Source organism: Leptolyngbya sp. O-77, assembly GCF_001548395.1.
GTDB lineage: Bacteria > Cyanobacteriota > Cyanobacteriia > Elainellales > Elainellaceae > Thermoleptolyngbya.
On record NZ_AP017367.1, the window covers coordinates 4189099 to 4214385 of the forward strand.

Here is a 25287-nt window from a genome sequence, read left to right on the forward strand (position 1 = left end):
TCAAGTGCAGTTCAAGAGAGAGTTAGAACGATGCTCTGGCTCATCGGCGGCACGCAGGAAAGCGCAATGCTGGCGCGAGATCTGGTTACCCAGGGGATATGCTGCGTGGTGACGGTGACGACAGCGGCGGCGCGGCGGCTCTATCCAGACACCGAACGCTGTCGTGTGTGGGTCGGCAAGCTGACCCCAGAAACGGTGGGCGAGTTTTTGCAGATGTACTCAGTTCGCGCCATTCTGGATGCGTCTCACCCGTTTGCGGCGGCGGTGTCGGAACTGGCGATCGCCACTGCTGCTGACCTGCACCTGCCCTACCTGCGCTTCGAGCGATCGCCCGTGGAAGGCGTTGCGTCGGGGGAATGGGTCTTTCCCAATGTTGAAGCCCTGCTAGAGAGCCATTTACTGATCAACGAGCGGGTCTTGTTGACCATTGGCTATCGCTATTTGCCGCTATTTCAGCCGTGGCAAGATCGCGCAACTCTGTTCGCCCGCATTTTGCCGTCACACCAAGCGCTGGCAGGGGCGATCGCCGCTGGGTTTACCCCGGATCGGCTGATTGCGCTGCGCCCGCCTATTTCTGCGGCCTTAGAAAAGGCGCTCTGGCAACAGTGGCAAATTTCCCTTGTGGTGGCCAAGGCATCTGGCAGTCCCGGCGGCGAAGACATCAAGCGTCAGGTCGCTGCCGATCTCGGTATCCAGCTTGCCACCATTGCTCGGCCAGCGCTGGCCTATCCCCAGGTGACGAGTGACTGGGCGATCGCTCTGGACTTTTGCCGGAGGGCACTGGCGCAATAGATGCCAAACAGCACTGGAGCCATGAGGCGCTGGGCTGACCTGATGACCCTCTCACTCTGCCCGCCCAAACACCCGATCCAGTCGTCGCTGGGCTGTGTCGATGGCCGCTGTGGGCGTATTCTGGTTCAGCAAGACGGATTCTACAGCCCGGCCCAGCGCATCGGAAATGCGGTTATAGCCCGGAACAATGGGGCGCGATCGCCCGTATTGCGTCTGGTCTAGAAACACCTGCACAGCGGGCTGTTGGGCAAGGAAGGTCTGATAGTCCTGGCTCTGGCGCGATCGCAGGTTGACGGGCAGGTATCCAGTGGCGATCGCCCACTCGGTCTGAAACGCCTCACTCAGCACATATTCGCCAAAGACCAGCGCAGCCTGCTCGCGCGTCGGGGTGGAGTGGAAGAAAAACAGATTTTCGCCGCCCGTGCTGGTGGCGGGCCGCAGGCCGGCCGGAATCGGCATCACGCCAAACTCTGCACCCACCTGTCGAAGCTGCCCCAGGGTCCACGGCCCAGTGAGCTGCATGGCCACCCTGCCTGCCAGAAATGCGTCTAGCTCATAGCCCCGCTCTGGCTGCGAAAGAATCGCGGAGCCATCGTTTACCAGGTCTTGCCACAACTGCAACGCGGCGATCGCCCCCGGTGAAGCCACCTGCACTGCCCCCCGTTCTGCCACGATTTCTCCACCGCCGCCCCAGAGAAACGGCAGCCACATAAATACCGTCCATTCGCCCTTGCCCAGCGGCAGCAAGAGGCCGTGCTGATTTTTTTCGGGAATCGTCAGCGCCTTTGCCACCTGGCGAAACGCATCCCAAGTCTGGGGCAAATCGTGAATGCCCGCTGCCGCAAACAGGCTCGGTCGATAAAACACACCGACGTTATTTGTGCCAAAGGGAATCGACCAGGTTCGCCCTTCCCACTGCATTGACTCGCGCAGCGCTGAGTCAATCTCGGCGGCGACGGGGGCGGTGGAAAGCCAGTCATCGAGCGATCGCAGTGCCCCCAGTTCCACCAGTTGCCCCGTAATCATCGGCGCATACCACAGCATATCCGGGGCTGCATCGCCCACCACCGCCGCCAGAATCTTGGGGATTTGCTGGTCGCCCTGCCCTACATATAGCGCCTCCACCTGAATCTGCGGATGGGTTTCGTTAAACCGCTCCACCAATTGCTGCAACACATCCCGATTGGCGGGCGGATTCACCCCGTGCCACAGCGTCAGATGCGTTATGCCATCGGTCGCCGCCGCAGGCTGGCAACCTGGCAGCAACAGGAGGCAGGTGAGCAGAAAGGCGAGGAGGCGCATGGGGAAGAGGGAAGAGGGAAGAGGGAAAAAGGAAGAGGGAAGAAGGAAGAGGGAAGAAGGAAGAGAGAAGGTGATTCGGCTGTTTATGGGGTGCTGCTTAACCCTCTATTGCTCTCACACTCCGTTACTCAGTTGCTTTCCCGGACTGCCGAAAGGGTAAATCTGCATTGATTGCCTCAATCTCCTGCTGTTCTAGCTCGTTGACTTCCTGGATGTAGTGATTCAGGATTTTCGACAGGCGCGGTTCATAGAAGCGGTGCAGGGAGTGGTTTGGCGTGGCGGGGAAGCCGCGACGCTTTTTGTGGCGGCCGCCTGCGCCGGGGTCGAAGGTCTGGATGTTGTGGGCGATCGCCCATTCGATCGGCGTATAGTAGCAGGTGTCGAAGTGCAGGTTCTCAATCTCTTGCAGCGACCCCCAATAGCGCCCGTATAGCTGATCCCCTTTGGTAAAGCAAAGCGACATGCCAACGGGGTGCTGCGGGTCTTGCTCGGCATAGGCCGCAACCATCACCGTGCGGTGGCGATAGGTGGGATGAAGCTGCTCAAAAAACTGGCGCGTCAGATACTTGCTGCCCCACCAGCCAAACTTGTCGCAGGTGTCGCTGTAGAAGCGATACATCAGGCTGTATAAAGCCTTGGGGATGTCGTCTCCGGTGTGAACCCGCATCGTTAGTCCGGCGGCAGCGACGGCTTTGCGCTCGCGCTTGATGTTGCGGCGCTGGTTAGCGTTGAAGCTGCCGAGATAGTCGTCAAAGGTCTGGAAGCCGTGGTTTTGCCAGATATAGCTGTGGTGCAGCCAGGGGCGGAAGCCGTGCGGCTCGATCATCGGTCGCCAGGTCGGGGCAGCATAGAGAAAGTGGCAGCCCGAAATATTGTTGCTGAGGCAAAACTGGTCGATCGCCCCCACCATCAGCGCCGTCAGTTCCGCTTCGTCTTCTCCGGGGGCGATGAGAAAGCGGTAGCCCTCCGCTGGGGTAAAGGGCGACATGCCCAAAAGCTTGGGATAGTAGGCGATTCGCAGCCGCTGCGCCAGTTCTGCCCACTGGTGGTCAAAGACAAACTCGCCGTAGCTGTGGCCCTTGAGATACATCGGCGCGGCGGCAATTAGCGTGCGATCGCGCCAGAGGGTGAGGTGATTGGGCAGCCAGCCCGCCTTGGCCGTGGCGCTGCCAGAGCTTTCCAGGTTGTGCAGCCAGTCCCATTCCAAAAACGGCGTTTTGAGCGGCAGTGCCAGTTCGTCCCAAGCAGCCTGGGGCACTTCGGCGATCGCCTGAATCCAGTTCACAGTAAGGCGGGGGCGAGTCTGTTCGGGCATTTTGGATTTTGGATTTTTGGATTTGGGATTTGGGGCGTTCAGGGCGGGGGGACGGAGGGCGGGTTTCATTTCTAGCGCTTGATCACGCCAGCGCCCGCCATGCCGATACGAAACATCTCTTTACAACGTAGATCAATCTTTCGCTCGATGCAGGCGATAGTGCAGAAAAACTTCTTGGGCGATCGCCTCCACAGAGAGCAGTTGCAGGCGGGGGGCGGCAGTTTCTAGCCAGCCGGGGCCGCCGACGGGGGTCGGGGCGGTGCGGCCGCCCAGCAGCAGCGGACAGACGGTAATCCAGAGGTCGTCTATTGCATCGGCAGCAAGCAGCGCGGCCACCAGTTCGCCCCCACCGCCCAACACCAGACGGTGAATGCCCAACTGGAACAGCAGCGGCAGGGCGATCGCCCAATCCAGCCCGGTCGGGGTTTCTGGCAGGGCAAACACCTGGGCAAATTCAGGCCCCGCCCGCCAGCGGTCGGCCCCAGCAGCAGTGGTCAGCAGCCAGCGGGGCACGGGCTGCTTGAAGAACTTGAGATGCGCCTCGAACTCGGCAGTGCGAGAGCAGACGATATGGACGGGCTGGGGCGATCGCCCCTCTGCCTGTCGCCGTTGGAGCAGGTCGGGATGGGTGATGGGCAGCGTTGTACCGTAGGCCCGCAGCGTTGTTGCGCCAAACAAAAAGCCGTCTGCCTCAGCCAAGCGGGCTTCCAGATGGGCTTTATCGCGGGCAGAGCCAAATCGGGCGGGCGATCGCTCCACGTCTGCGATCTTGCCATCCAGACTCATCGCCAGTACAACCGTGATAGAGGGCCGTGTGAAAGACGAGACAGACGAGCATGGCGGCAGTTCTGGTCTGTTGCCTAATATCATGAAAGAGCGTTCTAAAAATCTGAAAAATATCTGAGATTCTGAGAAATTAGAGACTTGGTTTGCAAACCCCGCAAATTAGCTTTTCAGTGGTTACAGCATTGTCTTGCAGGTTCTTGCAGGGTGAAGTACGCGCCGCCCTAACGAGTCCAAGGATTATTGACCATCCGCATCCCTCACCAGCTTCAAAAACGCTGTAGCAAGCTGGGCTGGGCCATTGAACTCGGTCATCGAATGGGAGCGGCAGCTTAAGCAGCAGATTACAATCAATCGCGCCTCCAAGTATTTCCGTTAAGGTGGCTCAACTTTATGAAGACTTTAAGAAGTTTGTCTGGACTGAACAAATCCGCGACTGGGTCAGAAGTAATCAAATATTAGTGTTTTAAAGTGGAGTATGCCCTTTAGGTCGGGAATCGCTATGCCTGGTGGTCAGCCCTCCTTCCGCCGCTTGCTGCTGATGCGAATCTTGCTGCTTAGCATTCCCATCTTGCTGTTGGGGGTGGCAGTGACATTTCGCAAGGCCCGCACCAGCCTCCTCGAAACAGCGCGGCAAAACCTGACCGAGAGCGCGATTCGCAAAGGCAGCCTGATTCGCAGCAGCATCCACTCGCTGCAAACCAGTCTGGCGATCGCCAGCCAGACCGAAAGCCTGCGATCTGGGGATATGGCTCAAAGCCAGCTTTTTTTAGAAGAATTGCTACCTCAGCTTCCGGGTGCCCAATGTTTGCAGTTGACAGATCTGTATACTTACCAAGTCGTGGCAAGTACCTGCGGCAACGCCCCAATCAAGTCGCTCGATGGCCACCCCTGGCGCTACCAGCCCGATCCCAGTGCTGCTAATCCATTCCAGGAATCCGTCTTGGACACCCAGCCACGACAGCGCGTGCGCCAAGACCCGCTGAATAGCCAGCTTGATCTGGTCATCAGCACGCCCGTCTACACGAGCGACGGCCGACCGCGCTATGGGCTGACGGTGCAAACGGTGCTGCGACAGATTGAGGTGGCAAAACCCTGGTCGCTGCTAGGCTATACGACGGTGATCGACCAGGACGGGACGTTCCTATCGCACCCGTTTCCTGAAAAGGTGGGGCGCAATATTGCCGAAGAGGGCGATCGCGATCGCTTTGAAAACATCCTGGAAAACACCGCCAGAGGGGATGGCGCAGTGCGCCACTTGTTCAACTTTTCGGGCGACAGCACCGAATGGCTGGCAGGCTTTACACCCGTTGAAGTCGCCATCAGCCCCACTGAAAAACGCATCTGGACGGTGCTGGCCGTTACCCGGCTTGACTACGCGCTAGAGGGGCTAAAGTCCATCAGCCAAATCCTGGCGCTGCTGACGGGTGGGCTGCTCACAGCACACATGCTGGCGATGCTCTACATTGCCCGCGATATCTCTCTGCCCATCGAAAAGCTCGGCAAATACGCCCGCCATCTGGATCGGCGCGATGTTAAAGCTCGAATGCCCAAAAACTTTCAGGTGCGCGAGCTAAACCAACTCGCAGAAGTGCTAAACAGCATGGTCAGCCGCTTGGAAGATCGTGCCAACGAGCTAGAGTCGGCCTGGCAAGAGGCCGAAGCCGCCAACCAGCTCAAGAGCGAGTTTTTGGCGACGACCTCCCACGAACTGCGAACGCCGCTCAACGCCATCATCGGCTGCATTCGGCTAGTGCAAGACGGCTACTGTGACACCCGCGAAGAGGAACTGGATCTGCTGGAGCAGGCTGATAAGGCAGCGATTCACCTGCTCAAAATCATCAACGACCTGCTAGACATTCGCGGCATCGAGCAGGGCAAGCTGCGGCTCTTTCTAGAAGTAGTGGATCTGCGGCAAATCTTGAGGGAAGTGCTGGAGCTACAGGCGGTCGAAATTCAGCGAAAGCAGCTCCGGCTGACGGCTCCTGATCTCGATGAGCAAATTTTGGTGCGGGCTGATCCGGCACGGCTGAAGCAAGTGTTGCTGAACGTGGTGTCCAACGCTGTGAAATTTACTGACGCAGGTGGCATCACAATCGACATCCGCCGCAACCAAAAGTCCGAGTTTAGCAAGCTAGTCAGCGACGGGGTTGCCCTCAACGGAGACGGCAGAGATTTGGCAAACCCCAACACCCGACCCCAAGACTGGATTGTGATTTCGGTCAAAGACACGGGCATTGGCGTAGACCCAGAGCAGCAGGACAAGCTGTTTAGCCCGTTTGTGATGGCGGACGGCTCCACCACCCGCAAGTTTGAGGGGACGGGGCTAGGGCTGGCAATCTCGCGCAACCTAGTGGAGCAGATGGGCGGCACGATTGACCTCTACAGCGAGGGACTGGACAAAGGCACGACCGTCGAAATCACCTTGCCTGTGGTGGATGATTCCCAGACCTCAACCTTTGACCCTGAAACCAAGGCAGACAGCGCAGAGCGCATTAAGGTGAACTCGTAAGGCTGTCTGAAAATTTTCTGTAATTTTTCCGTAAATTTCCTGCAATTTTCCCTTCTGCACTTTGCGACCCCTCTGCGGTTTGCAGATTCTAATCGCGCCAGAGGGCAATGCCGCCTAATAGTCCTGCAATATTGGGCACGGCCTTGGCGCGAGGCGGCAGCGTGAAGTTGATTTCCTTAGCGTTGCCGCCGCCGAGGTAGAGATAGTCGTAGTTAAACACGCGCTGCCATTGGGCGATCGCCTTTTCTAGCCGTTCGTTCCACTTTTTCTTGCCATCGTCGTCAAACGCAGCGCGACCCAGTTGCTCTTCATAGGTCTGCCCCTTGCGAAACTCATGGTGTCCCAGTTCCAGATTGGGCACGAGTCGCCCATTCAGGAACATTGCTGAGCCGACTCCTGTGCCCAGTGTGATTACCATTTCTACACCTGCTCCGGCGATCGCCCCCAAGCCCTGCATATCGGCATCGTTGATCACGCGCACAGGCACTTGCAGCTTGTCGATCAGCACCGTTGCCAGGTCAAAGCCAAGCCAGTCGGAGTGGAGGTTGGCGGCCGTTTCGGTGATGCCGTTTCGCACCACACCTGGAAAGCCGACAGAAACTCGGTCAAAGGTTTTGCCACTGGCCAGGCCGAGGATGCCTTGAATCATCGGTTCTGGCTTTGCGGGGTCGGGCGTGGAAATGCGATCGCGCTCCGTTATCGGGTTTCCTGCTTCGTCTAGCACCATTACTTTGATGCCGCTGCCGCCGATGTCTACTGCCAGGGTATAGAGGGGTTTCGTTGTCGCTGTCATGTTGCCTGCTGATCCTGATGAGCAAACTATAGAGGCTGTTTGCGGGCCAAGGCGGCGAATTTAAGGAACTTTGAAAAGTTGGCGCGAACCTTGGCGACCACTGTTGCTCAGCATTTAAGCCTGACCGCCTCAGGCGGCATGGGGATGGGCGATCGGCAGTGCGGGCGCATCCATCGGCTGCCAGCCATACTCGGCAGTAATGCCCGGATATTTATGATGAAATTGGTTCAACAGTTCGCACAGCGTCGCGGCGATCGCCCCTGACTCCAGCGCTTGCTGCTGAAATCGGGCGTATTGTAGATAGGTCAGCAGACTACAGCGTTTTTGAAGCTAGTGAGGCACACGGATGGTCAATAAGCCCTTGCCTCGTGAGGGCAGCATGTGCCTCACCCCGCAAGAAAATGCTGTAATGGCACCCGTCAGCGTCAGTTGGTCAAGTTCTAAATCCAAGTTCTAAATCAGCATTCACAGGGAAAACTCCTTCGTCAAAATCGCAGATGCAGGATACACCGATGGTCTTGATAAAGTAATCGAAAATCTGAATGAAGATTACGCAAAGCGTTTCAGAAATTCCCCCTCTGGGGAAGCCGATTGGCTGAATCTTGCCTGTTTTTGCCCATGCCGACCCTTTTGAAGCTGTTTGGCAACAATCGCCAGCCGATCGCCGAGGATCGCTCCCACCGCATCCGGGGGCTGGTCGCCCTGCTCGGCGGTCTGGCGATGGGCTGCACGGTTGCACCTGTGAACGCCTGGTGGCTGGCCTGGGTAGCGCTGGCTCCGCTGTGGGTGATGATGAGGGGGGGCGATCGCGCTTCTACACCCGATCCTTCTCAGTTTCCCCTGCTAGGGGAGACGGTTGAATGGGGCGACTCCCGTAGAGATCGCTTCGCGAATCGCGCCTTGCTCCCAATTCTCTGGGGCATGGGCTACCACAGCCTTGCCCTCTCCTGGATTGTGGATTTGCACCCGCTGACCTGGATGGGGATTCCCTGGCTGGGCAGTGTGGCGATCGCCCTTTTCGCCTGGGTGTTCATTACCCTCTGGGGCGCAGCCATTCCCTTCACCTGGAGTCTGGGGTTTTCCCTGGCCACTCGCTTGTTTCGCCCGACCCTCCAATCCGCCTACCCGCCCATCCGCCCGCTCCCTCGGATTCTGACCGGAACGGCCCTCTGGTGCGCCACCGAAACCCTCTGGAGCCATAGCCCGCTCTACTGGACTTCCCTGGCGCTGACCCAAAGCCCACACAACCTGCCAATTTTGCATCTGGGGCAACTGTCTGGCCCGACGGCGGTGACGGCGGCGATCGTGGCGGTGAACGGGCTGCTGGCAGAAAGCTTTCTGGCGTGGCGCAATCGTCCGCAGCAGGTGTCGGCAGCACCGGAGCGCGATTCGCAAAGCGATCCCTACGGGAATCGGCCTGTCCCAGATTTCCGAGCAAGGGCAGGTCGATATCTGGCGCTGGCGCTGGCGCTGCTGGCGGCGACGCATCTGGGCGGCTGGATGCTGCTGCGACAACCGCTGGCAGATCGGCCCGACCAAGCGCTGACGGTGGGGCTAGTGCAGGGCAACGTGCCGACGCGGATCAAGCTATTTGAAGAGGGCGAGCGGCTGGCGCTAAAACGCTACACGCAGGGCTACCACACCCTGGCGGATGCAGGCGTAGATCTGGTGGTGATGCCGGAGGGGGCGTTTCCCTGGGTGTGGGTGGGCACGGCGCAGCAGGCGCGGCATCCCCTCTATCAGGCGGTGCTGGCGCGGGGCGTTCCGGCGATTGTCGGCACGGTGGGCTGGCAGGAACGCCGCATGACTCAAAGCCTGTTTGCACTCGCTCCCAATGGCGAGATTGCCGGACACTACGACAAAGTGAAGCTAGTGCCCCTGGGCGAATACATTCCCTTTGAGGAGGTGCTGGGGCGCGTGGTGGGGCGGCTGTCGATCATCGAGGATTCGATGCATCCAGGGCACTTCGAGCAGCGGTTTGATACACCAGTGGGACGGGCGATCGCCGCCATTTGCTATGAATCTGCCTTTAGCTATCTGTTTCGGCAGCAGGCGGCGGCAGGCGGCGAATATATCCTGACTGCCTCCAACAACGATCCCTACCCCCCGCCGCATGATGCTGCAACACCACGCCCAGGACGTGATGCGGGGCGATCGAGGGGCGATCGCTGGGCAGTGCGTGTCACCAACACGGGCCTGTCGGGCATCGTGAACCCGCACGGAGAAACGGTCTGGCTATCGGGCTATCAAACGCTAGAAACCTACGCTGCCCCCATCTATCGCCGCCAGACCAAAACACTCTATGTCCGCTGGGGTGACTGGCTGCTGGGGCTGCTGCTGGGGCTGAGTGCAATTCGCGAAGCGATCCCTATGGGAATCGCCCTTATTGTTCCCTGGCTTCGTAGGTTACAAAGTTTCCCAAAACCCCCACCGTCTTGAACCGATATGCAGGCAGCAGTTGTGGCGGCAAAAAAGAGCGAATCTCCGCAGGCAGCAGCCGATGGGCAGATAGGTTCGTTTGATACAGGCTCAGCACGCCGTAGTTAGAGCGCTGCGTATTGTCAGAAATCATCTCCCGCAGGTCGTCCTGATTGTCTGCAACCAAGTCAGCGCAGACATCTTCCAGGTCGATGCCCAGCACATCGGGCGCATCGGGACATACTTCCCGATTCAAATACTCGGATAGACGAGCCGTGGCGTACTCATCGTAGGCCGCTTCCCCCGGATTCGTCGCTGCCATGCCAATGCCCACAGCGGCGATCGCCAGCCCAATCCAAATTCCAATCGATCCGCGTTTCATACGCTCCCTTACCCATGCGTGCCAATGCGTTCCAGACCTATCCCGCTAGCCTAGCGTAGATCCCTGACTGATGCCTGTCGCCCCCATTCCAAGGATTTCAATCCCACAGGGCGATCGCGCCGATGCCCCCACCCGGCAATTACAATTGGGCAATGACCATAGGGACGCTGGCGGAGGGCAGAGAGTTTCGAGCCAAAAAAGAGTTGAAGGTAGAAGCTACGCACCTCATCCTCATACCAATTAATTCTTGTATACGAAGGAAACTGCTGGAAGCCTTGCAGACGCTTGACTAGCAATCCAAAATCCCAAAATCCAAAATCCAAAATCGACCTCTCCCTCCCCCCAACATGGCCATCTCTCGTTTCCAAAAACTGCGCCAATACCTCCGCCCCCACTGGCGACTGGCCGCAGGCGGTATTCTGGCGCTGCTCCTAGTGAATGGCATCGGGGTCTATATTCCGCTGCTGCTGCGGTCGGGCATTGACGAGCTTCAGCAGACCTTCAGCTTTGGCCGGGTGACGTTCTACGCGGGATGGATTTTTGCCCTGGCATCGGTGATGTGGGGAATGCGGATTTTGTCGCGGGTCTGGCTGTTTGGCGTGGGGCGGCTGGTGGAGTTTGACCTGAAGCAGCGGATTTTTAGCCACCTGCTGACGATGGAGCCGGCTTATTTTGCTGAGAATACAGTCGGCGACCTGATCAGCCGGGCCACCAGCGATGTGGACAACATTCGGCGGCTGCTGGGGTTTGCGGTGCTGAGTTTGGCAAATACAATCTTTGCCTATGTGCTGACGCTACCCGTGATGCTGAGCATTGACGTACGGCTGACGGTGGTGGCGATCGCCATTTACCCGCTGATGTTTTTCCTGGTGCATCTGTTTAGCGATCGCCTGCGAAACCAGCAGCTAGAAGTGCAGCAGCGCACCTCTGACCTCAGCGACCTGATTCAAGAAGACATCAGCGGCATTGCGCTGATCAAAATCTATGCCCAAGAAGAAAACGAGCGACAGGCTTTTGCCGAGCGCAACCAAAGCTTGCTGAAGGCAAACCTGGCGCTGGCCCGCACCCGCACGACGCTGTTTCCCCTGCTGGGCGGCTTGGCGAGTATTAGCCTCTTGGTGCTGCTGGCGCTGGGGGCGGGCGAAATCGCCAGCGGGCGCATCAGCATTGGCGATTTTCTGGCGATGCTGTTATACGTCGAGCGGCTGGTGTTTCCCACGGCGCTGCTGGGGTTCACGATTACGGCCTATCAGCGCGGCGAGGTCAGCATCGACCGGGTGGAATACATTCTGGCGGAGCAGCCCAAAATCGACGATGCGCCCGACGCGATTCATCTGCCCCGGTCGGAGGTGCAGGGTTGGCTGTGTGCCGACCACCTCAGCTTTACCTATCCGGGCGCGACCCAGCCTGCGCTGGATGGGGTGAGCTTCAAGATTCGACCGGGCGAAACAGTGGCAATTGTTGGCCCGATTGGTTCTGGAAAATCCACGCTGGCCAATGCATTGCCACGCCTGTTGGACATTGCGCCAGGACAGGTGTATCTCGATGGCTACGACATTACGCAAATTCGGCTGCGCGACCTGCGGGGGGCGATCGCCTACGTGCCCCAGGAGAGCTTCCTGTTCAGCACGACGATTAAAAACAACATCCGCTACGGCAATCCCAAGGCCGAGCAAGACGAGGTGGAAACCTCCGCCAAGCAGTCGCAGATTCATCCTGAAATTCTCAACTTTCCGCAGCAGTATAAAACCATCGTCGGCGAACGCGGCATCACGCTCTCTGGCGGACAGCGGCAGCGCACGGCCTTGGCCCGCGCCCTGCTGATCGACGCGCCTGTGCTGATTTTGGACGATGCGCTGTCCAGCGTGGACAACCAGACCGCGACGGAAATCCTCACCAACCTGCGAGAAGGAACTCAGCGCAAGACAGTGTTGTTCATCACGCACCAGCTCTCGGCCGCGGCCCTGAGCGATCGCATTCTGGTCATGGACAGCGGGCGCATTGTGCAATCAGGACACCATGCCGAACTCCTATCGCAGCCAGGTCTATATCAGACGCTCTGGGAACAGCAAAAGTTAGAAGAAATTCTCCAATGAAATTCTTCAGTTAGGAGTCCGCAAAATTGCACAGAAGTTTACAATCATTCATACTTGTTAATGTACTGGCCCATCTCCCAAAAATTCTCCATGCTGAGCGAACTGCTGCCGTTCCGACTGGCGATTGACCCGACCACCGTTGCGGGCGTGGGGCTGTGGGCGCTGGCGCTATACCTCGGCTTTTCGCCCGTCAGCGACTGGGTGATGGATCAGATTAGCCGCTGGCTGAACTTCGCCGAGCGATCGCTCTACACCTCCCAAGCCGAGTTTGAGCGCACCCGCGCCGCCCGCGAAGCCCAAAACAGCTTCTACGCCTCGCTGCTCAGCGTGATTCCCTTTGTAATTGCTGGTGCGGGACTGAACTATCTGAGCGACGTGAGCCTGGGGCGCAGTTGGTCAATCAGCATGGGCATTTTGTCGGTCATCGGCGCAGGGGTGTATGAACTGGGGCGACGCGACGGCCAGGCCTCAGATGAAGAATAGAAGTTGAATCGCAGCCTGAAACCTTCAATCCGTGCTTTGATTTGCGGCCTGGAGGTTCTTCAGCATTGTCGAGTAACGCCATGGTTTCGCTAAACCTCGGACAGAGCCATAAGGCTTTTAGAAGCGTTTCATAGTTCGATTCAGCAGCGACCTATTTCACTATCTCCAAGTTCTGGGATGATTCTGTCCCTGCCAGATTCATCTCGTCATTCAACAACACCGATGGCAGCGCTGGGAGAAATCTCTCGGTTTTCGTTCGCCCGTACTCATCCATGCAGCTTATGTTCGATGTGTTCCCACGTGCCATCGACCTGTCAAGCGCGAAAGTATGTCAAGCGCAAAAGTAATGGTAAACCGTACTTCCCATGCCTCCTTGAACTTTCACAAATGGCTTGGGATTGCTACATTAACAGCATCAACAAGTGAAAGGGCTGCATATGAATTTTTCTACTCTCCCGTATCCAGTGAATTTTGTGGTTAAGTATTCCGAGAAATGGTCTGATCTGTTTCGTTCTCCTGAATCCTCAATCCCTGACCCCAACACCTTATGTACTCGTATTCAAACTCTTGAAGACTGTTGGGTCGTTCTCACCTATTTGCACTTAAAGCGCAGAAATCTCAATGTATTTATTTCTGATCGCTTTATTCCCGAAGAAATTTGTGTTGTTAGTTCTCCTGATCTGGGTATCCGAGATCTGACTTTTAATTCCTTTATGGTTGGTTGTCGTGGTGATGGCTCTAAGCCTGTGCTTTGTGATATGGCAATAGTGCAAAACAGAGCCAACGTGGAATCAGCAGCCGACATATTCATTCCCCATTGGCCTCAACCGGGCTTGATACCAAGGCTAAAGGAGCGAGGTAGTACCATCGAAAATGTTGTATTTAATGGTTACGAAATCAATCTGTATGCACCCTTTTGCTCTTCAGAATTTCAGCGAGAACTAGAGAATCTTGGGGTAAAACTCGTTATTAATGGCAGTCCTAAGAATGGTCCTGTCATGTGGCATGATTACAGTACTAATGACAGGGCTATTTCATTCTAGTCAGAGGCGATTGTTTCTCGTAAACTTGCAATGTCGCTCTTTCCTGCCCTGCCATGACGACGCTTGCCATCCTGGAAGCCTTTGCTCATCTGCCTGACCCTCGACGTGGAGCGGGACAAAGGCACAATCAAGCCTTGTGTTTAGCCTTGTTCACGCTTGCGGTTGCAGCAGGTTGTCGCGGCTTCTTAGCCATTGGTGATTGGCTAGAAGCGTACCATGACGAGTTAGTCGAACTGTTTGCGCCGCCCAAAGGACGCTTGCCCTCTTACAGCACCATCCGGCGAGTGCTACTGAACGTGGATTACTCCCAGTACTCCGCCTGTCTCGCCAAGTTCTTTGAGATTCAGCCTCAGGTTGGCGAGATGATAGCAGTCGATGGCAAGCACTTACGGGGTTCTTATCAAATCGCAAGTGAGCATTGTACAACTGAGCCTCATCCTGCGATCCAATTGGTGAGTGTGTACTTGGTTGAGCGGGGCATTATCCTCGAACCGTTTGAGGTCGAGCGCAAGAGTAATGAAATTAAGGTCTTGCCCGAATTGGTGAAACAGTTTGCTCAGTTTGGCGTAGTGTTTGGCTTTGATGCGATCAACACCCAAAAAAAGTTGTCAGCAAATTGTTGAGAGCGGCAATCACTATTTGGGTGCGCTCAAAGGGAATCATGCAGGCTTGCTCAACGACATCGTGGCGCATTTCCAACCGGAGGAGACCTACAGCGAATCGAATCAAGGGCATGGACGACTTGAGCAGCGAACGGTCAGTATTTGTCGTAGTTTGGCGGGCATTCGTCCCTGGGCAGGACTGTGTACCTTGATTCGGGTGACTGCCACGCGCACCTTGCTCAAAGGCAATTATGAAATCGTCGGCAAGCCAGAAACGCGCTACTACATTTCATCATTGAGTGAAACAGCACAGCAATTTGCCGAGCGGATTCGAGCTTACTGGGGAGTGGAAAACAAAGTGCATTATGTGCGTGACGTGACTCAGGGCGAAGATGCTTCCAGAATTCGAGTGGTGCCATTACCGCAACTTTGGACAATTGCCCGCAACCTGGCACTCAACCTCTATCGTGATTTAGGGTTCCACAACATGGCTCAAGCACAGCGTCGTTGTGGCTTCAGCCTCAAGCAATTGAAGTCTATTTTTAGAATGAAATAGCCCTGGTACTAATGATTTGGTTTTAGCAGTCCGTGATTTAACCGAGAAAGATGCTTTGGGGCAGAAGTGTTGAAAAATAGATTAAGCGACGAAAAAAGGGACAGAATGCACAGAAGTGTTGAAAGATAGATTAAGCGACGAAAAAAAGGGACAGAATGCAGTATTCTGTCCCCTAGTAAACAAAAAATGATGCCTGATGATAGCCTCATTTCCGAAGCTTGTCAAATCGATCTTGATGCAGCTTTGTCCGCATGACTATCCCGTTTTGAACTCGCGCTTGTTCTTTGAAATCTGGTTGACCTTTGTGTTGGACAAGGGCTTAACCAGCATGAGAGACTTATTTTACCGCCTAAATCGTACAGGTGTTGAGGTCGATATATCCACCTTTTCTAAAGCTTGCAAAACTCGAACGGATGGGCACTTTTGTCGAATCTATGCACAGTTGATTGAGCAAGTAAAGCGCAAACAGCCGACCGCGGCTCAGATACTTTTTCCGATTGATTCAACCATCGTTACACTTACCAGCAAGCTATTTTGGCTGCAAGGATATCACCAAGTTAAATTACTGAATGGAATCAACTTAGAGCAAGGATATTCGAGTGAATGCTTGATTCATTTTGGGCAAGGACATGATGCAAAGTTTGCCGATTCGATTAGCACGATGATTCCCGAAAACGGCATCGGCATCATGGATAGAGGCTTCGCAAGCTGGGAATTTCTCGACCAAATGAGTCTCACTCAAACAAAGTTTGTGGTGCGAATCAAGAACAATATGAAGACTGAACTTGACCACGACCGTTACCGCGTGGTTTGGTTCTGTGATTTGGAGAGTCGGAGCGAGTTTCGTCTGGCAACTAATGTCAATGAGATGAGCGACGAAGAAATCAGTGATACCTATCGGCATCGTTGGCAAATTGAGGTGTTATGGAAGTTTCTCAAGATGCACTTAAAGCTCGATCGTCTCATCACCAAGAATGTGAATGGGGTGAGTATTCAGATTTATATGGTGCTCATCACGTATTTAATCTTATTGTTAATCGAAATTCCAGCATTCTATGGCAGTGAATTGCTCGACAAGTTTCGGTATTTACAACTGGAACTGAGCCGTCGCTGCTCAATGGTTCATTGGAGCTACGATCTGCTGCCCGAAACACTCGTATGACTCTTGTAAGCTAAAATGTAAAGTTTTCTATCTGGATTCAACACTTCTGACCCATGTCTTGTTCTAGCTGTTGTCTAAATATCCACCCAAAACCTTGAAAAATCATCCCAACCTTGTAAACACCTTGGCTTGCAGTTAGATTAAATCTAGCTTTACTCATCCTGATTGACTAGATAAACAATGAGGTAGTTAGTGTCCAATTTAAACTAGATAAGAATGCTGCTCGTGCCAGTCTTTGGCGTGTTGGCGGATGGCTTGGAGTTCTTCGGGAAGCATCTTGTCCAGGTTGGCGAGGATGAGGTTGATGCGGCCCTGGGATTTTAGCTGGGCGCGGTGGCGATCGAGGAAGTCCCAATAGAAAAAGTTGAACGGGCAGGCGTTTTTTCCGGTGCGTTGTTTGGGGTCATAGCGACAGCCCTTGCAATAGTCGCTCATCTTGTTGACGTAGTTGGCAGAGGCGGCGTAGGGCTTGGAGGCGAGGATGCCGCCATCGGCGAACAGGCCCATGCCAATCACGTTCGTCTGCATCACCCAGTCGTAGGCATCGATAAAGGCGGCGTGGAACCAGTTCTCGACTTCCTGCGGCGAGAACCCGGCAATCAGCGAAAAGTTTGCCAAAATCATCAGCCGCTGGATGTGGTGGGCGTAGCCCGTGCGCTCGATCTGGCTGAGGGTTTGGCGGAGGCAGTTCATCTCCGTCTGCGCCGAGTCCCAAAAGAAGGCGGGCAGCGGCTGAGTGTGCTGAAACCAGTTGCGCTGGGCGTAGTCTGCCTCGACGTAGTGATACAGCCCGTACATATACTCGCGCCAGCCCAGCACTTGGCGGATAAAGCCTTCCACGCTGCTGAGGCTGAGGGATTGCTCGTGGTAGGCGCGTTCGGCGGCGTGGATTACCTCCAGCGGACGCAGCAGCCCCAGGTTCAGGTAGGGCGACAGCAGCGCGTGCCACATGGTGTCTTCGCCCGTCACCATTGCATCCTGGTAGGGGCCGAAGGTGGGCAGGCGCGTGGCAATGAAGTAATCCAGGACTTGCAGCGCGTGCGATCGCCCCACGCCCCAGCGAAACGGCTCCAGCTTGCCGTAAGTGGGAATGTCGAGATCTCGCACCTGCTGCATCACCTCGCGGGTGATGTCGTCCGGCTCAAACTCCAGCGGCGCGGGCGGGTTCAGCTTGCCCTTGGGCGGCTTGCGATTGTCCTTGTCAAAATTCCACGCGCCGCCAACGGGCTGCTTGCCCTCCATCAGCACGCCAAAGCGCTGCCGCCCTTCACGATAGAAATATTCCAGCAGCAGACTCTTCTTACCCTTCGCCCATTGGGCAAAGTCGCCATCTTGCCAGAGGAAATGGTTATTGGGCAATAGGTTCAGCTTGCAGGGCAGATCGAGGGACTGGATGAGATCCCGGAAAGGGCGATCGCCCGGCATCATTACCCGCAGTTCCGTAATCCCGTTCGCCTTAATCCACTGGATCAGCGGCGGCTCAAAATCCTCAGCGGTTTCGTAGGTGACAGGCCAGCCTGCCTCGCGCAGTTCTGCCGCAAAGTGGCGCATGGCAGACCACACCAGCACCAGCTTTTGCTTATGGTACGGGCGCAACCGCACCCAGTTGAGCGATTCGATCAAAATGACAGGCGTGCTGGCTGCCTCATCCGCACAGCTTTGCAGCGCCGCCTGTTCCTGCCAAAGCTGATCGCCCAACACCCAAACGCCGATAGTCATGGCTTGGGAAAACCCTTATGCATCCGACTGCTTCGGTTGCAACAATAGCTGAATCCCCAGCGCCGCCAGCCCCACCGTGGCAATGCCAAACGTCACCAGCGCCAGGCAGCTCATGCCCAGCACCAGCGTCCGCACCGCCGAGCCGATGCTCACCGCCAGCGAATTGCCCGTGGGCAGCGGCTTGCTGGAAAAGGTGCTGTGGATCGACAGGGTGAGGTAGTAGAGAGCAGTGGCGATCGCCCCTGAAATGGCAGCCCCCGTCCAGCAGCGCAGGGGGGTCGGCGGGGTCTCATCTGCCACTAGGGGGAGAGGCTTCTTTTTAGCAGTCTCTTGAACAGGGTTAATCTCTGCCATGTCGCGAACCTCACTTGAGCCTTGCTAGTGATGATCTTACAGGATGGAACGAGAAGGAGAAGATGGGAATCTAGTGCAGTGTCACGGTTTAGTTTTAGGGTGATGCCTCGGCTCGTAGTCAGCGCTTCAGCGCTAAAGCGCTGACTACCAACCTAAGTTCTAGCTGTGACATAGCACTAGACTCGCCCCCTCATCTCACTGCCCCTTCCTCCCTCCTGTTGGCTTCCCTAAAGCTCCGGCATTGTCCGCAGCACGGTCTTTGGCTGCGGGAGCTTCTCATCCAAGGCAGGGGCACACGCCCAGAAAGTCGTCACCGACTGGCGCATCCGCTCAACGCATTCCCTGGCCTTCTTGGCGTGGATATCGTCAGGATAGGCATAGGGATAGCTGGCGTGGTGGGTCGTCAGCTTTTCATAGTCGAACTTTTTCGTAGAAAAGGCGACGGCTTCGAGTTGCGTCAGCCGTTCTTCCAATAGCCCCATCAGCACCCGAAACCGCACCCACTGGTGATCCTCAAAGTTAAACTCTCTAATGAGCTTATTGCCCGCAGATTTGCCCTTGTTCATCACCCCCTCAATCGTGGCCTTGTCCATTGCCAGATTGAGGCCGCCTTCGTCATGGGCCAGGCGCACCTGAGCAATCCGTTCGCGATAGCCGGGTAGCCCGGCCAAGCTGGTGTCGCGATAGTTTTGTGCGGTCTGGAACATCTGCCACGCAAAGGCCAGCAGGTTGGACTGCAAATCGACCCATTCAGGAGCCTGACGATCGTTGGGGCGTGGCAGGAATACATCTTGATTCAGCACACGGCCGCTTTCCTGCGATCGCTCTTCTTGCAAATTGGGCGAGTTGGGCGTGACGCTCAAATAGTCCGGGTTGATCGTGCGCGTCGCGCCAGTGCCAAATCCGGGTCTGGCTTGCAGCGCGTCTTCCGACACCGACCCCAGGTTGATGCCAAAGGTCGGGCGCGTGGGCAGCCACGAGTCAAAAAAGTGAATCGGGAAGTTGCTGCAAATGCCGCCATCGCTGAACCAGTTTTGCTGCAAATCTTTGGAATTTTTCGTCAGGTCTACTCTGATCACATCGCCCGATAGGTGGCGATTGAGGCACGACTGAGAAACCGTGTAGAGCGGCACTGCGCTAATCAGAACCGGGAAACTAAGGCTCATGCGTGTCGCCACAACCACGGGCAGATCGTCTGCATCGGGCAGAAAGTAATAGCCCTTGGGCAGGTCATACTGCGGACGCTGACCCGCCTTCTCGACCAGATGCTTGACCACGTTGCTCGGAAACAGCCTGCTAAATTCCTCCGCCTTAAAAATAAAGCGATGATCGGGTTCAAAGGGCAGTGTGTAGGGGCGATTGTGGCTGAGATTGGAGGTGACCACGCGCAGGTCGATGTTGTACTTACCGTTGTCGCTGTCGGGCAGTTCTCCATCTGGCAGGGGCTTCTTTCGCAGGTCGCCAAAGGTGAGCGGTCGCCCGGTTTTCTCCAGTCCGGCCAGATTGTTGAGGTTGACGCTGAGCCAGTCCGTCAGCGCGATGGGGTCGGGGTTTGGCCCACTGTTTCCTTCTGGAATATGTCCGGTGCAAATGCCAAACAGGTTCGCGGGCAGCATTTTGAACAGCGCCGTGTATAAGTCCACCGCGCCTGCTGCCAGCGTGCCCACGCCCAGCAGCCGATCTAGCAGAATGAACATCACCGCCAGCACGCCCACGCCCAGCAGATAGTCGCCCAGCGCCACCGTGTTGCCCGTCAGCCAGCCCGCAATGCCAAAGGCGATCGCCGCCAGAGTTCCCAGCACCAGCGCCAGCACCGCGCTACCCAGCAGCCCCCAGAGGGTTCCCTTGCGGGCGCTGGCGGGGCTGGTGCGGCGGGTGATGTCGAGCAATTCCTGTATCCGCTGGAGCCAGGATTTTTTGGGTTTTGCGCCTTGGGCACTGGCGGCTCGGCTCGATTTGCCTGTTTTGGGGTCGGGCGTGATGCCCAAAATTGCCATCAGCGCGTCCATCAATGGCTTCAGCGTCGGTTCTGGCTGAAACAGGCTGAGCAAGAATCCTTCTTGGCAAAGCTGTTGACTGAGCGCATCAAGTCGGTCGAACCCACTGGGCTTGCCGTCCCAAGGCGTTTCGCGGCCAAACTCGGCGGCGGCTGTCATCGCAGCGGCGATCGCCCCAGCGGAGGTTCCCCCCACGCTGCGAAAGCGATACTTCCCCTCGCCGGCCAGTTTGCAAATTGCGGGCGGATAGACAATGCCGCTGGTGATGCCGCCTTTCATCACCAGGTCACATTCGCGTTCTGGATTGAAATAGCGGGTTTCAGAGGCTTCAGATGCAAACGATGGTTGGGCTTGGGACATGGATCAACTCCTTAAAGGGGGCATGGAGAGCGCCAGACAGCGCTGTTCCTTCATACCCATCCAATACCCCAAATTTCGGACTACGGTGCCAAATGGATACCTTTTGCAATCAACTGGCCCACCCAAATTTCCAGATCTGGGTCGGGCTGTTGTTCGCGCAGGGCCGCCGTCAGCGCCTCGGCTTTTTCCGGAGAGTGCGCCAGCCCAAACACCGTAGACCCCGACCCTGACATCAGTGCCCCCGCCGCCCCCAGATCGAGCAATTGCTGCTTGAGGGCGGCCACCTTGGGATGGTCGGGGAACACCACCCGCTCAAAGTCGTTGTAGAGCAACTCAGGGATTTTGGAGCCGTTGCGCTGGGCGATCGCCCCCACCATCGGCCCCGCGTGAACCCGCTCTAGCCGCTGTCGCAGCGTGTCGGTATCGCGGGCATAGGTTCCTTCAAACCGCTGGCGATAGGTTTTGTAGGCCCAGGCGGTAGAAATCGGCAGGCTGCGATATTTTGCCAGCACCACCCAGAGATAATCCACACTGGGCAGCGGGTCTAGCTGTTCGCCCCGTCCCGTGGCGATCGCCGTTCCACCCCCAATGCAAAAGGCCACATCCGACCCCAACTCGGCCGCCAGTTCTTGCAGTTCTATCTGGGTCAACCCCAAACCCCACATCAGATCCAGCCCCACCAGCACCGCCGCCGCATTGGTCGAGCCGCCCGCCAGCCCCGCGCCCACAGGAATCCGCTTGTGCAGCGCTATATCCACCCCGCCAAACTGGGCGTAGGCCTTGGGAAACCGCTGCGCCATCAGCCTTGCGCCTTGTGCGCCAGATTGTTCTCATCGGCGGGCACCTCCGGCGAGTCGCAACTGAGGCGAAACTGCTCGATGCCATTTGCCCGTAGATCCACCCGATCCGCCAGCGACACGCTCTGCATCACCATCGCCAGTTCGTGGTATCCATCGGGGGCGATCGCCAATGATTTCCAAATAAAGATTGATTTTGGCCGGGGCAATTAGAGAATAAGAGCGCATTCTAGGGGGTTGGGGGGGTTCGGGGATACCCCCTGCTAAAGTGAACAAATGAACTAACTACTGATCCTGGCGGTTTATCCTGGCCATTGAAATGGCCATTGAAAGTCGATGGGCAGAACCCTCCGCAAATCCAGTAGGATGTGTTAACACCAGCGGAACGCATCAAAGCCTTGTGGGGCAGTGCGTTACGGCTACGCCCACCAGCACCCTACAAGACTCATCTTCTCATTATCTAGCGCCGGGGGAATCGGTCTGACTTCCGGTTCCCTGGCTTCCGGTTCATCAGCTCCGCCCTCGTTTCCCCGCAGTCCCGTACTTCTTCGCATTTCTCCCTTCGCATTTCTCCGCATCTCTTTTTTCCCGCCGCTGCCACCATGCAACTCCTCAGCCTCACCCTGACCAATTTCAAATCCCACCCGCGATCGCCATGTGGTGTTTCAACCGGGGGACAAACGCGATTTGCGGAGAGAATGGGGCAGGGCAAGACGAGCATTCTGGAGGCGATCGCCTGGACGCTGTTTGCCTATCAGGGGCCCTATCGCAAAGAGGATCTGATTCGCAACGGCGAAAAAAGTGCCCAGGCAAGAGTTGCCTTTGTCTCGCGGCAGGACGGGCGCACCTACGAAGTCGAGCGCTGCACCACCAAAGGCTACGTCATTTACGACCCGCAGCTTGGGCAAAAGCTCCCCTATCGCAACCTTGAGGCAGAGGTGATGCCCTGGCTGCGGCAGCAGTTGGGCGTGGCGGGCGGCACGGATTTATCGCAACTGTTTGCCAACACCATCGGCGTGCCCCAGGGGACGTTTACCGCCGACTTTTTGAAGGCGACGGAAGACCGCAAGCGCGTCTTCGACAGCATCCTCAAAGTCGAGGAATACAAACAGGCAAACCAGAAAATGCTGTCGCTGGAAAAGTATGCCAAAAGCGAGGTAGAGACCCTGGAGCGCGACATTGCCCGCTATGAAGAAGCGCTTCAGGCACTAGAGGCGACCCAGCAGCGTCAGCAGACGGTGACCCAGGCGATCGCCACGGCCGAGGCCACGCTGACCCAGCTAGAGGCACAACTCCAAACCCTGCAAGTGGAAATGGAGGCGCTAGCAGCCCAGGTGAGCCAGGTGCAGCAGGCGGAACTGCGGCTGCAAACGCTGACAACACAGATCGAGGCTCAGCAGCAGGCCAATCAGGTGCTAGAAGCTTCGGTGCAAAAGGCACAGGCCGCTTTGACCCAGTGCGAATCCCATCGCGCCAGCTATGCAGCTTATCTCCAGGCAGAGGCGACGCTGCAACAGTTGAATGAGCAATTGAAGCGGCGATCGCCCCTGGTCAAACAGCGCGACACGCAGCAGCAAGCCCTAACCGCCGGACAGGCCGAACTCACCCGCCTGAGCCTGCAACTGGAAGCCCTGGCGCAAGCACAGCAGCAGTTGCAGGCGCTCCAGCCGGGAATCGCTCAGCAGGCAGAACTGGAAGCGCAGCAGGCCGCAGTCGCGGAGTCGCTGAACCAGCTTCAGGCGATGCGGGTAGAGGAGCGATCGCTCTTGTCCCAACAGGGAAAGCTGCAAGAAGACTTGGCGGATCTTGCCCAGGACATTCAGCGACTGCAAGCCTTGGCCGAGAACTTGGCGGATGTATCCAGCCTGGAGCAGCAGCGCGATCGCCTGCAAACCCAACTCAGCCGCCTCGAGGCGGCCCGCCAGTTTGAGGGCGAGTTGCAAACCCTGCTGACCGGGGCAGAGCAGCAGCGCGATCGCCATCGGGCACAAGCCGCAGCCGCCCTAGACACCTTACGCCAGATGCAGGCGGGAATGCCCCTGCTGGCGACCGATGCCGTGGATGCCGTGCTGCAAGCGCTCCAGAGCGGCATTGACCTGAATGCAGAGCTACTAGGCAACATTCGAGCCATTCTGACCGATCTGGCCGCACAGACCGACGCAGAGACCATTCGTAAACAGATTCAGCAGGCGAAAAAGGCAATCGACGCGGCCTATCGCCAGCGGGCAGAAGTCGCCAATTTACCCACCCAGCAAGCGCAGCAGCAGCGGCTCCAGGGCGAGTTGCAGCAGGCTCAGTCGCGGCTCCAGCAGCTTCAGCAGGCCCTCCAAACAGAAACAGCGACCAAAGAACGACGATCGCACCTGATCCAAGCCCTTAGCGACCTGGGCGATCCACGGGGGCGCAGCCAGCTTTTGCAGCAAGACCTGGCGCAGCAGCCGACGCTCCAGGCGCAGTATGAGCGGCTAAAAGACTCGCAGGCAGACGCAGCAGCGGCGATCGCCCAACTGGATGCCCAGCTTGCCGAGTTCGCCGATCTGGAAACCCAGATCGAGGCGCAAACCGCAATTCGCCAGCAGCACCAGGCGGGCTACCAGCTTTTTCTGCAATCGCAAACGACGGCAGAACAGTTGCCCAGCCTGCAACAGCAACTCCAGGCGGCGATCGCCCAAGTCGCCACGCTACAGTCCGAACGGGCCCAGGTGCAGACCGAACTGGCCGCACTGAAGCAGCATTATGACCCGCAGCGCTGGCAGCAGGTCGAAGCCGACTACCGCGCCAAACGCAGTCAGGCAGACCAGATCAGCGGCGCACTGCCGCCCCAGCGACAGCTCTTGGCAGAGCTAGACCGCAAGCTGGCAGAACTAGGGGCGATCGCCGCCCAGCGCGACCAGGCCCAGCACGACCTAAAGCAGCGCAAGCACAACCATAAGTTCATCGTCTTTGCCCGCAAAGCCTACAAAGACGCGGGCCCCCGCATCACCGCCCGCTATGTGCAGCAGGTGTCTCAGGAGGGCGATCGCTTGTTTCGGGAGCTAATGAACCGCCCCAACCTGTCGCTGGAGTGGACGGCGGAATACGAGATTCTGGTGCGTGAGGGAGGCTACACCCGCCGCTTTATCAACCTTTCGGGGGGCGAGCAGATGTGCGCGGCGCTGGCAGTGCGGCTGGCGCTGCTGCGGGTAGTGGCAGACCTAGATGTGGCCTTTTTCGACGAACCGACGACCAATATGGATCGACCCCGGCGCGAGAGTTTGGCCGAGGCGATCGCCAATCTCAAGTCCTTCCGTCAACTCTTCGTCATCAGCCACGACGATACCTTTGAGAAAGTCACTGAAAACGTAATTCAAATTACCCGCGAGGATTAGTCGTTAAACGTAACTTTAAGCGCAACTTTTTGGGCACAGGCTGCGTCTAACCAATTGGGCATTCCAGATGTCACGGGCACTCGGAGGGTTGGCGGGGATAGTTCCACAAAACAGGCGGATCGCTCACTCACCAGCCGTCAGAAATGGCTTCGTCGGGCTAGATGCGATTCTGTCGCGATGCCTCACGAACAGCGCTATTCTGGATCTAGAAGCAGGGACAAACTACCACACGTTTCATCAAGCGGCTTGCTCAGCACGACGGTTGGCTAAACTGGGCCACCTCAGGCATTACAGCGCAATCTCTGGCGCGTCGTTGGGCAAACAGCACGAGCTATCTCGCGATGGGCTTTTCTACGGGTGCGTTCGCCCCAAGTGTGGGTCACACAGGTCTCCTGGCTTCTAGAGCTTTGGCTAGCGATCGCCCCACATCAGATGGAAAGCCCCGATCCATCA

General features: G+C 57.0%; 18 protein-coding genes and 1 pseudogene. 9 read left to right on the top strand and 10 right to left on the bottom strand.

Annotated features, from left to right (window positions below):
- Positions 1-30 precede the first annotated feature (30 nt).
- Positions 31-792: a cobalt-precorrin-6A reductase gene (locus O77CONTIG1_RS17735; RefSeq protein ID WP_068513259.1), complete on the top strand. Its 762-nt coding sequence runs from the start codon at positions 31-33 to the stop codon at positions 790-792.
- Positions 793-843: 51 nt separating this feature from the next.
- Here O77CONTIG1_RS17735 and O77CONTIG1_RS17740 read toward each other — a convergent pair whose 3' ends face one another.
- The 3 genes from O77CONTIG1_RS17740 to O77CONTIG1_RS17750 all read right to left on the bottom strand — a co-directional run bounded on the left by O77CONTIG1_RS17740 (position 844) and on the right by O77CONTIG1_RS17750 (position 4195).
- Positions 844-2094, bottom strand: coding sequence for an ABC transporter substrate-binding protein (locus tag O77CONTIG1_RS17740; protein WP_068513260.1), 1251 nt, complete (start codon positions 2092-2094; stop codon positions 844-846).
- 124 nt (positions 2095-2218) lie between these two features.
- The gene (locus tag O77CONTIG1_RS17745) at positions 2219-3478 is read right to left on the bottom strand and encodes a GNAT family N-acetyltransferase (protein WP_317134133.1); all 1260 of its coding nucleotides are present in this window, start codon (positions 3476-3478) and stop codon (positions 2219-2221) included.
- Between the two features lie 63 nt (positions 3479-3541).
- Entirely contained in the window at positions 3542-4195 is a 654-nt protein-coding gene (locus O77CONTIG1_RS17750; protein WP_286132390.1) for a RibD family protein, read from the bottom strand.
- A 499-nt stretch (positions 4196-4694) separates the two neighbouring features.
- Here O77CONTIG1_RS17750 and O77CONTIG1_RS17755 point away from each other — a divergent pair, with 499 nt between their 5' ends.
- On the top strand, positions 4695-6704 hold the full coding sequence (locus O77CONTIG1_RS17755; RefSeq protein WP_197673224.1) for a sensor histidine kinase: 2010 nt from the start codon (positions 4695-4697) through the stop codon (positions 6702-6704).
- An 88-nt stretch (positions 6705-6792) separates the two neighbouring features.
- Here the strand turns inward: O77CONTIG1_RS17755 and O77CONTIG1_RS17760 are convergent, their stop codons facing one another.
- Entirely contained in the window at positions 6793-7497 is a 705-nt protein-coding gene (locus O77CONTIG1_RS17760; protein ID WP_068513269.1) for an ROK family protein, read from the bottom strand.
- Positions 7498-8115: 618 nt separating this feature from the next.
- Between O77CONTIG1_RS17760 and lnt the strand changes: the two genes are divergently transcribed.
- A complete protein-coding gene (gene lnt, locus O77CONTIG1_RS17770; protein ID WP_084782808.1) occupies positions 8116-9936 on the top strand; it encodes an apolipoprotein N-acyltransferase in 1821 nt (606 codons plus the stop codon).
- Here the strand turns inward: lnt and O77CONTIG1_RS17775 are convergent.
- Positions 9881-10297, bottom strand: a complete 417-nt coding sequence (locus tag O77CONTIG1_RS17775; RefSeq protein WP_068513275.1) for a DUF4359 domain-containing protein — start codon at positions 10295-10297, stop codon at positions 9881-9883. The two genes, lnt and O77CONTIG1_RS17775, sit on opposite strands and share 56 nt — an antisense overlap.
- A gap of 347 nt (positions 10298-10644) precedes the next feature.
- Between O77CONTIG1_RS17775 and O77CONTIG1_RS17780 the strand changes: the two genes are divergently transcribed.
- From O77CONTIG1_RS17780 to O77CONTIG1_RS17800, 5 genes and pseudogenes are all read left to right on the top strand, one after another.
- Positions 10645-12393, top strand: coding sequence for an ABC transporter ATP-binding protein (locus O77CONTIG1_RS17780; protein WP_068513277.1), 1749 nt, complete (start codon positions 10645-10647; stop codon positions 12391-12393).
- A 90-nt stretch (positions 12394-12483) separates the two neighbouring features.
- A complete protein-coding gene (locus tag O77CONTIG1_RS17785) occupies positions 12484-12876 on the top strand; it encodes a hypothetical protein (RefSeq protein WP_068516800.1) in 393 nt (130 codons plus the stop codon).
- A 464-nt stretch (positions 12877-13340) separates the two neighbouring features.
- The gene (locus O77CONTIG1_RS24835; protein ID WP_156435435.1) at positions 13341-13919 is read left to right on the top strand and encodes a hypothetical protein; all 579 of its coding nucleotides are present in this window, start codon (positions 13341-13343) and stop codon (positions 13917-13919) included.
- Positions 13920-13972: 53 nt separating this feature from the next.
- Positions 13973-15077: pseudogene (locus O77CONTIG1_RS28445) on the top strand (ISAs1 family transposase).
- Positions 15078-15273: 196 nt separating this feature from the next.
- Positions 15274-16239: a transposase gene (locus tag O77CONTIG1_RS17800; protein WP_084781952.1), complete on the top strand. Its 966-nt coding sequence runs from the start codon at positions 15274-15276 to the stop codon at positions 16237-16239.
- 201 nt (positions 16240-16440) lie between these two features.
- Here O77CONTIG1_RS17800 and O77CONTIG1_RS17805 read toward each other — a convergent pair whose 3' ends face one another.
- From O77CONTIG1_RS17805 to O77CONTIG1_RS28120, 5 genes are all read right to left on the bottom strand, one after another.
- Positions 16441-17958, bottom strand: a complete 1518-nt coding sequence (locus O77CONTIG1_RS17805) for a cryptochrome/photolyase family protein (protein ID WP_068513283.1) — start codon at positions 17956-17958, stop codon at positions 16441-16443.
- Positions 17959-17973: 15 nt separating this feature from the next.
- Entirely contained in the window at positions 17974-18258 is a 285-nt protein-coding gene (locus tag O77CONTIG1_RS17810) for a DUF3082 domain-containing protein (protein ID WP_225894610.1), read from the bottom strand.
- Positions 18259-18539: 281 nt separating this feature from the next.
- On the bottom strand, positions 18540-20669 hold the full coding sequence (locus O77CONTIG1_RS17815; RefSeq protein ID WP_068513288.1) for a patatin-like phospholipase family protein: 2130 nt from the start codon (positions 20667-20669) through the stop codon (positions 18540-18542).
- 80 nt (positions 20670-20749) lie between these two features.
- Entirely contained in the window at positions 20750-21469 is a 720-nt protein-coding gene (gene ispE / locus O77CONTIG1_RS17820; protein WP_317134134.1) for a 4-(cytidine 5'-diphospho)-2-C-methyl-D-erythritol kinase, read from the bottom strand.
- Entirely contained in the window at positions 21469-21675 is a 207-nt protein-coding gene (locus tag O77CONTIG1_RS28120) for a hypothetical protein (RefSeq protein WP_317134135.1), read from the bottom strand. Before O77CONTIG1_RS28120 ends, ispE begins: the two co-directional genes overlap by 1 nt.
- 393 nt (positions 21676-22068) lie before the next feature.
- Between O77CONTIG1_RS28120 and O77CONTIG1_RS17830 the strand changes: the two genes are divergently transcribed.
- Positions 22069-24834 carry an AAA family ATPase gene (locus tag O77CONTIG1_RS17830; RefSeq protein WP_156435437.1) on the top strand — a complete coding sequence of 922 codons (2766 nt, stop codon included), beginning with the start codon at positions 22069-22071 and terminating at the stop codon, positions 24832-24834.
- Positions 24835-25287: the final 453 nt, after the last annotated feature.

Excerpts from the sequence above, each read along its gene's own strand:
- O77CONTIG1_RS17735 (WP_068513259.1), top strand. The coding sequence starts at position 31 with ATGCTCTGGCTCATCGGCGGCACGCAGGAAAGCGCAATGCTGGCGCGA.
- O77CONTIG1_RS17740 (WP_068513260.1), bottom strand. The coding sequence starts at position 2,094 with ATGCGCCTCCTCGCCTTTCTGCTCACCTGCCTCCTGTTGCTGCCAGGT.
- O77CONTIG1_RS17745 (WP_317134133.1), bottom strand. The coding sequence starts at position 3,478 with ATGAAACCCGCCCTCCGTCCCCCCGCCCTGAACGCCCCAAATCCCAAA.
- O77CONTIG1_RS17750 (WP_286132390.1), bottom strand. The coding sequence starts at position 4,195 with ATGAGTCTGGATGGCAAGATCGCAGACGTGGAGCGATCGCCCGCCCGA.
- O77CONTIG1_RS17755 (WP_197673224.1), top strand. The coding sequence starts at position 4,695 with ATGCCTGGTGGTCAGCCCTCCTTCCGCCGCTTGCTGCTGATGCGAATC.
- O77CONTIG1_RS17760 (WP_068513269.1), bottom strand. The coding sequence starts at position 7,497 with ATGACAGCGACAACGAAACCCCTCTATACCCTGGCAGTAGACATCGGC.
- lnt (WP_084782808.1), top strand. The coding sequence starts at position 8,116 with ATGCCGACCCTTTTGAAGCTGTTTGGCAACAATCGCCAGCCGATCGCC.
- O77CONTIG1_RS17775 (WP_068513275.1), bottom strand. The coding sequence starts at position 10,297 with ATGAAACGCGGATCGATTGGAATTTGGATTGGGCTGGCGATCGCCGCT.
- O77CONTIG1_RS17780 (WP_068513277.1), top strand. The coding sequence starts at position 10,645 with ATGGCCATCTCTCGTTTCCAAAAACTGCGCCAATACCTCCGCCCCCAC.
- O77CONTIG1_RS17785 (WP_068516800.1), top strand. The coding sequence starts at position 12,484 with ATGCTGAGCGAACTGCTGCCGTTCCGACTGGCGATTGACCCGACCACC.
- O77CONTIG1_RS17800 (WP_084781952.1), top strand. The coding sequence starts at position 15,274 with ATGATAGCCTCATTTCCGAAGCTTGTCAAATCGATCTTGATGCAGCTT.
- O77CONTIG1_RS17805 (WP_068513283.1), bottom strand. The coding sequence starts at position 17,958 with ATGACTATCGGCGTTTGGGTGTTGGGCGATCAGCTTTGGCAGGAACAG.
- O77CONTIG1_RS17815 (WP_068513288.1), bottom strand. The coding sequence starts at position 20,669 with ATGTCCCAAGCCCAACCATCGTTTGCATCTGAAGCCTCTGAAACCCGC.
- ispE (WP_317134134.1), bottom strand. The coding sequence starts at position 21,469 with ATGGCGCAGCGGTTTCCCAAGGCCTACGCCCAGTTTGGCGGGGTGGAT.
- O77CONTIG1_RS17830 (WP_156435437.1), top strand. The coding sequence starts at position 22,069 with ATGCAACTCCTCAGCCTCACCCTGACCAATTTCAAATCCCACCCGCGA.